General features: G+C 64.2%; 9 protein-coding genes. 7 read left to right on the top strand and 2 right to left on the bottom strand.

All coding sequences use genetic code 11. The features are described 5' to 3' along the window. Positions 1-85: 85 nt before the first annotated feature. Positions 86-1243, bottom strand: coding sequence for an Mrp/NBP35 family ATP-binding protein (locus AC1RQ9_RS15145; RefSeq protein WP_485987623.1), 1158 nt, complete (start codon positions 1241-1243; stop codon positions 86-88). 239 nt (positions 1244-1482) lie between these two features. On the opposite strand from AC1RQ9_RS15145, the gene AC1RQ9_RS15140 reads away from it, so the two are divergent. The 4 genes from AC1RQ9_RS15140 to AC1RQ9_RS15125 all read left to right on the top strand — a co-directional run bounded on the left by AC1RQ9_RS15140 (position 1483) and on the right by AC1RQ9_RS15125 (position 6934). Continuing rightward, complete coding sequence (locus tag AC1RQ9_RS15140) at positions 1483-2646, top strand: OpgC family protein (protein WP_485987621.1); 1164 nt, start codon at positions 1483-1485, stop codon at positions 2644-2646. A gap of 120 nt (positions 2647-2766) precedes the next feature. Next, positions 2767-4308, top strand: a complete 1542-nt coding sequence (locus tag AC1RQ9_RS15135; RefSeq protein WP_485987625.1) for a DegQ family serine endoprotease — start codon at positions 2767-2769, stop codon at positions 4306-4308. Positions 4309-4313: 5 nt separating this feature from the next. After that, on the top strand, positions 4314-5441 hold the full coding sequence (locus AC1RQ9_RS15130) for an FUSC family protein (protein ID WP_485987619.1): 1128 nt from the start codon (positions 4314-4316) through the stop codon (positions 5439-5441). A gap of 29 nt (positions 5442-5470) precedes the next feature. Continuing rightward, positions 5471-6934 (top strand): mannitol dehydrogenase family protein, encoded by a 1464-nt coding sequence (locus AC1RQ9_RS15125; protein ID WP_485987618.1) that lies wholly within the window; start codon positions 5471-5473, stop codon positions 6932-6934. A gap of 136 nt (positions 6935-7070) precedes the next feature. Here AC1RQ9_RS15125 and AC1RQ9_RS15120 read toward each other — a convergent pair whose 3' ends face one another. After that, on the bottom strand, positions 7071-7613 hold the full coding sequence (locus tag AC1RQ9_RS15120) for a GNAT family N-acetyltransferase (RefSeq protein WP_485987616.1): 543 nt from the start codon (positions 7611-7613) through the stop codon (positions 7071-7073). An 80-nt stretch (positions 7614-7693) separates the two neighbouring features. Between AC1RQ9_RS15120 and AC1RQ9_RS15115 the strand changes: the two genes are divergently transcribed. The 3 genes from AC1RQ9_RS15115 to mdoH all read left to right on the top strand — a co-directional run bounded on the left by AC1RQ9_RS15115 (position 7694) and on the right by mdoH (position 11837). Continuing rightward, positions 7694-8038 carry a winged helix-turn-helix domain-containing protein gene (locus AC1RQ9_RS15115; protein WP_485987615.1) on the top strand — a complete coding sequence of 115 codons (345 nt, stop codon included), beginning with the start codon at positions 7694-7696 and terminating at the stop codon, positions 8036-8038. 128 nt (positions 8039-8166) lie between these two features. Then, positions 8167-9672: an OpgD/OpgG family glucan biosynthesis protein gene (locus AC1RQ9_RS15110; RefSeq protein ID WP_485987624.1), complete on the top strand. Its 1506-nt coding sequence runs from the start codon at positions 8167-8169 to the stop codon at positions 9670-9672. Beyond that, positions 9660-11837 (top strand): glucans biosynthesis glucosyltransferase MdoH, encoded by a 2178-nt coding sequence (gene mdoH / locus AC1RQ9_RS15105; protein ID WP_485987614.1) that lies wholly within the window; start codon positions 9660-9662, stop codon positions 11835-11837. Before AC1RQ9_RS15110 ends, mdoH begins: the two co-directional genes overlap by 13 nt. The last annotated feature ends 10 nt before the right edge of the window (positions 11838-11847 follow it).

The raw sequence follows: 11847 nt of genomic DNA, 5'->3' as shown, positions 1-11847 counted from the left end.
GTTTTTGGTGAAGCTTTTTCCTAAAAAGCTTCGAAAGACGCCGCCTTTTTGAAAAAAGGCGGCGTCCAGAAACTTTTATTGCTTTTTACTGCCCCGCCTGGCGTGCGGCCTTCTTCTTCTGTTCCAGCAGGCGTCGCAGCGCCCCACCAACCGTGTGGGCCAGCGTGCGATAGGCCTGTCCCGCCGGGCTGTCGGGGGCGGCGACCACAATCGGTGCGCCATTATCGGCACTGGCGCGGATATCGGCCAGCAACGGGATTTCACCCAGGAACGGCACACCCATCTTTTCCGCTTCCGCCTTTGCCCCGCCATGGCCGAACAGTTCGGTGCGGTGGTTGCAGTTAGGGCAGCAGAAATAGGACATGTTTTCCACGACACCCAGCACCGGCACGTTCATCTTCTCGAACATGGCAACACCGCGCCGCGCGTCCAACAGGGCGATATCCTGTGGGGTGGAGACGATGACGGCACCGGCCAACGCGGTTTTCTGCGCCAGTGTCAGTTGTGCATCCCCCGTACCCGGCGGCATGTCCACTACCAGAACGTCCAGCGCGCCCCATTCCACATCACCCAGCAACTGCCCGATGGCCCCCATGACCATCGGCCCGCGCCAGATCATGGCCTTGCTTTCATCCACCAGCATGCCGATCGACATGGCGCTGATGCCCCATTTGTGCGGCGGGATCAGGCGGCCATCGCGCACTTCGGGCTGGTTGCCAACACCCATCATGCGCGGCAGGGAGGGACCATGCACGTCCGCGTCCAGCAGCCCGACCTTCAGTCCCTCCAGCCCCAGGCCCACCGCAAGGTTGACCGCGGTGGTGGATTTGCCAACGCCGCCCTTGCCCGAGGCCACGGCAATGACCACGCCCACGCCCGGCGGCAGCGGGCCGGTCGCGGCCTTTGGCGTCTTGCCCCCAAGGTTGAGGGGACGATGCCCGCCGCCAGCGGCGGCAGGCGCCGCCTGTGGCACCGGGGCTGCCGGTGTGGTGCGATGCGCGGTCAGGATGACACTGGCCGCCGTGCAGCCGGGAACCGCGCCAACAAGGGCACGTTCCAGTTCGGGCAGTAGCGGCTGCAGCGATCCCGCCCGCGTGCGGTCGGTCGCGATGGCGACATGCAGGACGCCATCACGCACCATGAAGGCATCCAGGCTGCCCATATCCGCAACACTGATGGCGTGATCCGCGGTGCGCACGCGTTGCAGCACGGTTTCGATGGTTGCCCTGTCGGGACTGGTCATGGTTGTGCGCTCCCTGCTGTCTGCCTATCTGGCCCGTGCGGGTATAGAAGGGGCGGCCCATGGTGGTCGAGTCATGAAACGGTGGGCACCCACCCGCATGCCGGTCGTGTGTCATGCCCGGCATGCGGGGCATCCCTGCCATGGGGGGAATGGCAGGCTGTGCGGTTTGCTGCTTTACGCTCGCTGCGCCACAATGGTTGCAGCCATTTTGTGCATCGTTCAGGCGGACAGGGGACACGATGGGCATTTCCATATCGCAGGGGACAGTACCCCACCGGCGCGATCACCGGATTGATGCGCTGCGCGGGGTAGCGCTGCTCATGATGTGCATCGACCATATCCCGCAGAATGTGCTGAACCGTTTCACCATGCGCAATGTCGGTTTTGCCGATGCGGCGGAGGTGTTCGTGCTGCTGGCGGGCTATGCCTCGTGGCTGGCCTATGGCCGTGCGTTTGGCAGGAAGCAGCCGGTCACGTCGGTGCTGGCGCGGATCGGGCGGCGGTGCTGGCAGCTTTATGTGTTTCAGATGGCGATGGTGGTGGTGTGCATTTCCACCATCCGCATATGGCGGCATTTCTGGCCGGTGCCGGTTGATTTCCTTGAACCCGAACTGGCCCACGGGCTGGATTCCGCATGGCGGGTGCTGTCATTGCAGGCCTTGCCGGGTAACCTGAACATCCTGCCGCTTTATATCGTGCTGCTGCTGGGATTCGCGCCGTTATACGCGTTGCTGCGCGGGGTGGGGACGCCCGTGGTGCTGGGGCTGAGCGGGGCGGTCTGGCTGCTGGTCAATTATGACCCGCGCCTGAACTTTCCCAACTGGCTTGACCCGGATGGATGGTATTTCGACCCGCTGGCGTGGCAGTTCCTGTTCGTGCTGGGGGTGTGCGGGGCGCGGGTGGCCGGACGGCATGATGGCAGCCTGCCGCGTTCGCGCGTGCTGGCGGCGGTGTGCGGGCTGTATCTGGTCTTTTCCTTCGTGCAGTCCTTTCCATGGACGGACTGGGGCTTTGCCGACCTGCGGCCCGTCGGCATGGCGGTGCCGGACAAGATGATCCTTGCCCCGTGGCGGCTGCTGGATGTGCTGGCGCTGTTCTACCTGGTGCAGTCCTCGTCGCGGGCCACCGTGCTGGCGGGGACGCGCGGTGGCCAGCTTATGGCGCTGTTCGGGCGGCATTCGCTGGAAATCTTTACGGCGGGCACGCTGGTGGACCTGTACGGGCGGCTGGTGCTGACCAGTTTCGGCACGGGCTGGGTGATGCAGGTGGTGGTGAATGGGGTGGGGTTCTTGGTGCTGCTGTGGGTAGCGCGCAACCGCGAACGCGCCCGTGTGGCGGCCCGCAGGCCCACGCCATCGGCATCGGGTGGCCTGCCGGCGAATGCACCGTTATGCCGGAACTGAGGCCGTGGTTTCCGCGTGCGTGAAGGGCGTGATATAGGGTAATGCGTCAGACCCCGTTCAGCAGGATATATGAGCCCCATGTCCTTTCGTGCCGCTGCCTTTTCCCGATCCTGCCTTGCCATGGGGCTGGTTACGGCCCTTGGGGGGCATGCCGCGTGCGCGGCTGATCCCGCCCCGGCCGCGGCAGCACCTGCCGCCACGGCCCCTGCGGCCACGACACCGCCCCTGCGCCTGCCGGGCGAGGGGCGGAACATGCCCGATAGCTTTGCCGACCTTGCGGCCAGACTGCTGCCCGCCGTCGTCAATGTATCCACCACCGAGATGGTCCGGCCCGGTGAGGACGATGATGATGGCGACGACGGCGACAGCGCGCCACAGGTGCCCAATTTCCCCGAAGGGTCGCCGTTCGAGAAATTCTTCCACGATTTCATGAACCGGCAGGACAGCCCCAATGCCCCGCCGCGCAAGATGCAGGCGCTGGGTTCGGGCTTCATCATCGACCCATCGGGCGTGATCGTGACCAACAACCACGTCGTGCGCCATGCCGACCAGATCACCATTACGCTGCAGGACAATACCGTGCTCAAGGCGCGACTGCTGGGCCATGACGACCGCACCGACCTTGCGGTGCTGAAGGTGGACAGTCCCAAGCCGCTGCCCGCCGTGCCCTTTGGTGACAGCGACCATGCGCGCGTGGGAGACTGGGTGCTGGCGATCGGTAACCCGTTCGGCCTGTCGGGCACGGTGACGGCGGGCATCGTCTCCTCACGCGGGCGCAATATCGAACAGGGTCCGTATGATGATTTCATCCAGACCGATGCGCCCATCAACAAGGGCAATTCCGGCGGCCCGCTGTTCAACCTGCATGGGGAAGTGATCGGCATCAACACTGCCATCTTCTCACCTTCGGGCGGGTCGATCGGGATCGGCTTTTCCATTCCTTCCGCCGAGGCGCAGGGCATCATCGAACAGCTTCGCCGCCATGGCCGTGTCACGCGCGGGTGGATTGGCGTGCGCATTCAGGACGTGACGCAGGAAATCGCCGATGGGCTGGGCCTGAAAAGCCCCCATGGCGCACTGATCGCGGGGGTGGAGCCAAAGGGACCGGCGGCGGTGGCCCACCTGCAGACCGGCGACGTGATCCAGAGCCTGAATGGCAAGGAAATCGATGGCCGCGCCCTGCCGCGCCTTGTGGCCGAACTTGCGGGCGGCAGCGTGGCCCATCTGGGGATCTGGCGTAAGGGCCAGCAGATGAATGTCGCCATCACCATCGGCGCCCTGCCCGAGGAAAAGACCGACAAGGCCGATGGCGCCAACCCGCCCGCGAAAAAACCGGCACAGGGTAGCATGGCCATTACCGGCATGGGCTTCACGGTGGGTGACCTGGATGATATCGCGCGCCAGAAATACAATATGGCGGAAGGGCAGAAGGGCGTGCTGGTTACTGGCGTGACCGATGACAGCCCGGCAGCCGAACGCGGCCTGCGCCCCGGTGACGTGGTGACCGAAGTGCAGCAGTCGGCCGTGAACACGCCTGCCGACCTGCGGCGCCAGCTTGACACCGCGCGGACCCAGCACCGCAAGACCGTGCTGTTCCTGGTGCAGAATTCCGATGGCCTGCGCTGGGTGCCCTTTCCCCTGCCGGATGGCGCCGGGCACTGAACCGTATGCGTGAACGCCTGAAGAACCTGCTGCTTTCCATCATGCGGCGGGGAACGTGGCGGCAGGTCGTGCGGATGAACGTCTCGCTCATCCTGTCGGGTATTGTCGCCACCATCATCCATCTGGATGAACCGGTCTGGGCGCTGATCACGTCGGTCATCGTCATTACCCAGACGCGCCTGACCCAGACACTGTCCACCGGGCGTGAACAGATCGTCGGCACCCTGATCGGGGCGGCGGCGGGCATGTCGGCCATCGCGCTGGAACAGTGGTGCGCGCTGTCGGTCGGCATGGTGTTCTGGGTCATGCTCATGCCGCTGGCGGTGCTGGTGGCGCTGCGGCCCAAGATGCGGGTGGCCATTGTCACGCTCATGGTCGTGCTGCTGTTTCCCGCCACGGGGGAACCGTTCTCAAGGCCGCTGCAGCGTATCGCCTCGATCATGACGGGGGTTGTCGTGTCGTTCGCGGTCTCGTTTTTCGTGCTGCGCAATGAGGCGCGGCGTGAAGTGCTGGGTAATGCCGCAAGCCTGCTGCGCCGCCTGTCCGACCTGCTGTCTGCGGCGCTGCACCAGCATCCCGACCATGATGCGCTGGGTACGGTGGATGTGATGTGCCGTTCCCTGCTGCAGGACATCAATGACGGCGTGCAGGAGGCGGAGGTCGAACATCCCGGATCACTGGCGCGGCATGATCCGCTGGTGATGCGCCTGCCCGGACTACTGCGCCGGATCCGTTCGGACGCCATCTTCATTTCACGCGCGGCGGTGGAAGGGGAAACCGCCCGGACGGGCGATATCCTGCAGCAGGAGCGTGACATGCTGGCGCGCATACTGGGCCAGATGGCCGATCGCTGTAATGCGCTGGCGGCGTCCCGTCGCGGGCGCACGCTGCCCGATGACGGAATGCGCGATATCCTGGACGAACTGGAACGGCAGGGGGAACACTGGACCCCTGTCATGCGTTTCGCTATCGGGCTGCTGCATGCGGACATGCGGCTGGCCGTGCGTAACATCTGGTCAAACGGGCAGACGGATGACGGGGCATTTCCGCTTTCGGGTCATCCATTCCTGGCCGAGGCTTCGTTCGAGCCTGCTTCCACCGATAAGGTCGTGATGCGACAGAACGGGGTCTGAGACCACAACCAAGGAGTGCAAAAGACACCATGCTGAACGAAAAAACCCTGAATCACCTTCCTGCCAGCGTCCAGCCGCTGCGTTACAGGCGGGAGGACGTAGGGCGAGGGATCGTTCATTTTGGTGTCGGCAACTTCTTTCGCGCGCATGAGGCATGGTACGTCAACAGATGCCTCGCCCTGCCGGGGCAGGCACAGTGGGGCATCGTGGGCGTGGGGCTGGGTGGTGGCGCGCGTGGCGAGGCCAAGGCCCATGCCTTCACACAGCAGGACTGCCTGTATTCCCTGACGGAAGTCGCGGCGGACGGGGGGCGCGCGGTCTCCATCATCGGGGCGCTGCGTGAATACCTGCTGGCTCCCGCCGATCCCGAAGCCGTGCTGACCCGCCTTGCGGATCCGCATACGCGCATCGTCAGCATGACGATCACGGAAGGGGGCTATAACATCAACGAGGAAACCGGACAGTTCCGCCTCGACACCCCCGCCGTGCAGGCGGACCTGAAGGATCCGGGCCGCCCCGCGACCGTGTTTGGCTATGTGGTCGAAGGCCTGCGCCGCAGGCGGGCGGCGGGTACCGGGCCGTTTACCGTCCTGTCCTGCGACAACCTGCGCAGTAACGGCCATGTCGCGCATGAGGCGTTCGTGGGCTATGCCCGTGCGTTGGATGCGGATCTGGCGGAATGGATCGACGCTAACGTGACCTTTCCCTGTTCCATGGTGGACCGCATCACGCCGGGGGTGGATACCGCAACCCGCAATGCCCTGAACGCGGCCAGCGGGCTGGATGACGATCTGCCGGTACTGGCCGAGGATTTCAGCCAGTGGGTAATGGAGGACCGTTTCTGCAACGGCCGCCCCGCGCTGGAACGGGTGGGGGTCGAATTCGTGGATGATGTGGCGGGGTATGAACAGGTAAAGGTGCGCATGCTCAACGCGTCGCATGTGCTGCTGGGTGCCACGGGCCTGCTGCTGGGGCACCGCTATGCGCATGAAACGGTGGAGGACGCCGATCTGGTCCGCCTGGCCAACGCGTACTGGACAAAGGACGCGATGCCGCAGATCGATGCACCGGCGGGCGTGGATCTGGATGCTTACCGCAGGCGTCTGCTCAGCCGGTTTTCCAACCATGCCGTGGCCGATACGCTGCTGCGGATCTGTAGCGATGGCGCATCCAAGGTACGCGTGTTCTGGACCGATACCGTGCGCCGGTCACTGGATAGCGGGCATGATCTGGACCGGATCGCCTTCGGGATTGCCGCCTATCTGGAAATGCTGCGTGGGCAGGATGAAAAGGGCCAGGCCTATGCCCCGATCGAACCCACGCTGGATGCCGACCAGATGGCGCTGGTCAATGACAGTGATCTTGCGGCAGCCCTGCGTCTGTCGGCATTTGATGGCTGGCGGGACATGGATACCACCGCGCTGGATGCGGCGGTTGTCGCCGCGCGCAGGGCCATTCGGGATCACGGCGTGCGGGCCAGCCTGCCCGCATAAGGACCTGTTTCAGAATAAACCGGCAATAATAAATAATGAAAGTTTCCGGGTGTCGCCTTTTTTTAAAAAGGCGGCGTTCCCTGAAGCTTTTTGCAAAAAAGCTTCGCCAGAAACTTCTTTGATTTCCAGATGGCCTTCATGCCTGCCTCGTTGTGGAAATGGCGCGGCGCATGGGGCAGGCATCGGTCCCGTAGGATGCGGTAATATCTACCGGGATGTTGGTCATGGGCTCAAATCCCATATGCGCCCAGACCGGGCGTGCCCCTTCCGCTGCCATTAGCGTCATCCAGCGCAGGTCGTGCTGGCGTGCGTGTTGCATCAGGATGCGCAGGGCCGCATGCATCGCCCCCCGTCCGCGCAGGGTGGGGATGATTGCAATGTCATGCAGGTACCAGCAATCCGCCCACGCGGGCAGTTGGTGCAGATAGGTGTCCAGCGCGGGCGGGCAGGCCATGCGCCATGGATGGCTTAAGACATAACCGCCCGGGTTTCCCTGCATATCGGGCAGGATCAGGCAGCCCGCCGGGCATAGCCTTCGGCGTTCATCCAGCACATCCATCCGTTCGGGGCAGCCGGGATGCATGGCGGTGGCCAGCGCCATGACGGCGGGCAGATCCTGCGCCCCCATGGGCCGCCATGTGCCCGACGGTGGCCCGGATGGGGAAATGGGCTGGGTCATTGCGGCAAAATTCCGTTTCAGGTGAAGCCGTTTCCGGTAGAAGGGGCGATGATATAGCTGTGGTCAGGAGTTTTGAAACCATGACAGAAATGCGCCTGACATTACGGGTGGACGCGAATGGCTCGCCCCTGCTGGGGCATGGCAAGATCAAGCTTCTGGAACAGATTGGCCAGACCGGTTCCATTTCCGCTGCGGCGCGGGCCATGGGCATGTCCTATCGCCGCGCGTGGCTGCTGGTCGAGGCCATGAACACGACCTTCGTGCGGCCGCTGGTTTCCGCCCGGCCCGGTGGGGGCGGGGGCGCTGGCCTGTCACCGGAAGGCGAGGCCGTGCTGCGGCTGTACCGTGAAATCGAACACGCGGCGCGGGACGCCGTGCGGGTACAGATGGAAACCCTGGCGGCCATGTGCGCGCCTTCGCCGTGAAAAAGCCATAGGCAGTCACGATCACGGACGTTCAGGCATTATTTTTTGCCAATTGGTAAAAATGATGTGCCACTACGGTGAAACAAGAAAAATGACTGGAGTTAAACTCAGTGTTACGACGTGATTTCATGAAAGCGGGAACAGCCCTGTCCGCCATTACCGTGGCGGGGATTGGCGTGGCGCGTCCCGCCCGCGCGACGCAGAGTGGCAATTTCGATTCCACCACCGTGCGCACGCTGGCGCACCAGCTGTCGCAGCAGGCGTATCAGGCCCCGTCACAGTCCCTGCCTTCCGCGCTGCGTAACCTGAATTTCGACCAGTACAATTCCATGGCGTTCCGTTCGGAACAGGCCCTGTGGCATGGCGAGAACCTGGGCTTCGATGTTGAATTCTTTCCCCGTGGCTATCTGTACGCCCCGCGCATTGACATGCATGAAGTCATTGACGGGCAGGCCCGGCCCATTGCCTTCAACCCCGACATGTTCACCTATAACGATCCGGCCCTGCGGGTGAATGATGATATCGGTTTTGCTGGCCTGCGGCTGCGTGCGCCGATCAATACGCCCGGCGTGATGGAGGAATTCTGCGTCTTCCTTGGCGCGTCCTATTTCCGTGCGGTGGCCAAGGGGCAGAATTACGGCCTGTCCGCGCGTGGCTTCGCCAACGGGACCGGCGACCCGAAGGGGGAGGAATTCGCCCTGTTCCGCGCCTTCTGGCTGGAAAAGCCCAAGGCTGGCGTGGACAGCGTTGTCATCCATGCGCTGCTGGACAGTCCGTCTTTGGTGGGCGCGTTCCGTTTTACCATCCGCCCTGGTGAGACGACGATCTTTGATGTCCAGTCCTATCTCTATCCCCGCAAGGCCATTGCGGAATCCGGCATCGCGCCGCTGACGGGCATGTTCTATTTTGATGCGAATGATCGCACGCGCGTTGATGACTGGCGGCCCGCCGCGCACGACAGCGAGGGCCTGTCCATGTGGACGGGTAGTGGCCAGCAGTTGTGGCGGCCGTTGCGCAACCCGCGCGATCTGCAGTTTTCCGCCTTCAGTGACGTGCGCCCGCATGGCTTTGGCCTGATGCAGCGCAAGCGCGCCTTTACCGATTTCGAGGACGTGTCGCTGAATTATGAAAAGCGTCCCTCGCTGTGGATCGAACCGATCGGGGACTGGGGGGCCGGGGCCGTGGACCTTGTGGAAATCCCGACCCCGAACGAAGTGAACGACAATATCGTCTCTTTCTGGCGACCGCAGGATGCGCTGGCGGCGGGGCATGAATATGTCTTCACCTACCGCATGTACTGGGGGTGGGATACGCCATGGCCCACTAAACTGGCGCGTATTTCCGCCACCCGCACGGGGGAGGCGACAGATGATTCGCATACCCGTTTCTTTGACCTCGATTTTGTGGGCACACCCTTCGACAACCTGCCCGAAAAGCCACATTTCCACCTGCAGTGCCGTGCGTCCGCAGGCGAAATCCGCAATGTGGTGGTTGAACCGGTTCCCCCCATCCATGGCTGGCGCAGCACGTTCGAATTCGCGCCCGGTGATGCCAAGGTGGCGGAACTGAACTGCGTGCTGGCCGATGACAACGGCCCCGTGTCGGAAGAGTGGGTCTACCGATGGACCCCCTAGCCATGCACGCGCCATCCGGTCCGGCGGCGGGCCAGCCTGCGCCACTGCTGCCGCAGGGGTGGTGCGCCCTGCCGCCCACGGCACCGCTGGACATGCCGGTCCATCCGCTGGAGGCCGCACCTGACCTGCATGGACGTGGCCCCGTGCCATCGACCCAGTGGCGGCTGATTCACCTGCGCCGCCTGCTGGTGATCGGGGGCGCCGTGGCCATGACCGGGCTGGCCGGTTACGAAATGGACCTGGTGTTCAATGCCGTGCAGCGGTCTGTGGCCGGCATGGTGATGCTGGTGCTGTTCGTCATGCTGTTCCTGTGGATTGCGCTGGCCTTTACCTCTGCGCTGGCGGGATTTGCCTCGATGCTGGCGCATGGCGGCCTTGGGCTGGGGATCGAGCGCAGTGGCCCGCTGCCGCGCCTGACCACGCGCACCGCGCTGCTCATGCCGACCTATAACGAGGACCCCGGCCGTGTGATGGCCGGCCTGCGCGCCACCATCGACAGCCTTGCGGCCACGCGGCAGGAACGTGCCTTTGACGTTTTCATCCTGTCGGACACCACCGATCCCGACGTGTGGGTGGCGGAAGAAGCCGCCTATATGGCGCTGTGCCGTGCCACGGGATGGGGCGGGCGGCTGTTTTACCGCAGGCGCGCGGTCAATACGGACCGCAAGGCGGGCAATATCGGTGAATGGGTGCGGACCTATGGCGCGGCCTATCAGCAGATGATCACGCTGGATGCCGACAGCGTCATGTCGGGCGACGTGATCGTGCGGCTGACGGCGGCCATGGAGCGCAATCCCGGTGTCGCGCTGATCCAGTCCCTGCCGGTCATTGTCAACGGGCAGACCCTGTTTGCCCGCATGCAGCAGTTCGCGGGGCGTGTCTATGGCCCCCTGATCGCCCATGGCATTGCATGGTGGCATGGGTCGGAAGGGAATTACTGGGGCCATAACGCGGTGATCCGCACCCGTGCCTTTGCCGAACAGGCGGGCCTGCCACACCTGCCGGGGCGCAAGCCCTTTGGCGGCGCGATCATGAGCCATGACTTCGTGGAGGCGGCGCTGATGCGCCGGGGCGGCTGGGCCATTCACATGGTGCCCGCCCTGGCCGGATCGTATGAGGAAAGTCCGCCTTCGCTTACCGACATCGCCATCCGCGACCGCCGGTGGTGCCAGGGCAACCTGCAGCATGCAAAGGTGGTATCCGCGCGGGGGCTGCACTGGATCAGCCGCATGCACATGCTCATGGGCATCGGGTCGTATGTCACGGCCCCGCTGTGGCTGGTCTTCCTGCTGGTGGGGATCGTGGTCTCGCTGCAGAACCGGTTCTACAAGCCGGAATATTTTGGCGATACCAAGCTGCTTTATCCCCACTGGCCACATGTTGACCCGGTGCAGGCGGAATACATGTTCATCGGCACCATGGGCGTGCTGCTGGCGCCCAAGATACTGGCCTACCTGCTGCTGCTGATCGACGGGCCGCTGCGCCGTGGCTGTGGCGGTGCAATCGCGGCGGCGGCGTCCATCGTGGTGGAAACGGTGATTGGCGGGCTGGTGGCCCCTGTCGCCATGATCATCCAGACGGCGGGGGTCATTTCCATCCTGCTTGGTCGCGACTCGGGGTGGAATGCGCAGCAGCGTGATGCCGGTGGCCTGCAGATCATGCAGAACGTGCGGCTGTATATGGTCCATACCATACTGGGTATCGCGCTGGCGGCGGCGGCGTGGAGTGTTTCGCTGCCCCTGTTCCTGTGGATGCTGCCGGTGACGCTGGGGCTGGTCTGCGCCATACCGCTGGCGGTACTGACAGGCAGCGCCGCGGCGGGGCAGGCATTCCGGCGTGCGCGCCTGCTGCTGATCCCCGAGGAAACAGCCCCGCCGCCCGTATTGCACGCGGCCGTGGGCTACATGATGCGGATGGCGGGGCAGCCCGTGCAGGATGCGGTGGCGGCGCTGCGTGCGCGGGCCGGGTTGCTGAAGGTGCATGAAATCATGCTGCCGCCGCCCCGCAGGCCGGGCGACCCGATCAACCCGGCCCTGCTGGTCGGTCTGCTGAAGCTGCGTGAGGCGCCGGATCTTGCCACTGCCCTGCGTGAACTGAACCGGGCGGAGAAGTCAGCCGTGCTGGGCAATGCGGAAGGGCTGCAGCTTCTGGTGCGCCTGCCCTGAGCCAGGACAG

The organism is Komagataeibacter ossonobensis (genome assembly GCF_057359305.1).
The sequence above is the reverse complement of the archived record's forward strand: the minus strand, read 5'-3'. Positions and strand labels throughout refer to the sequence as shown.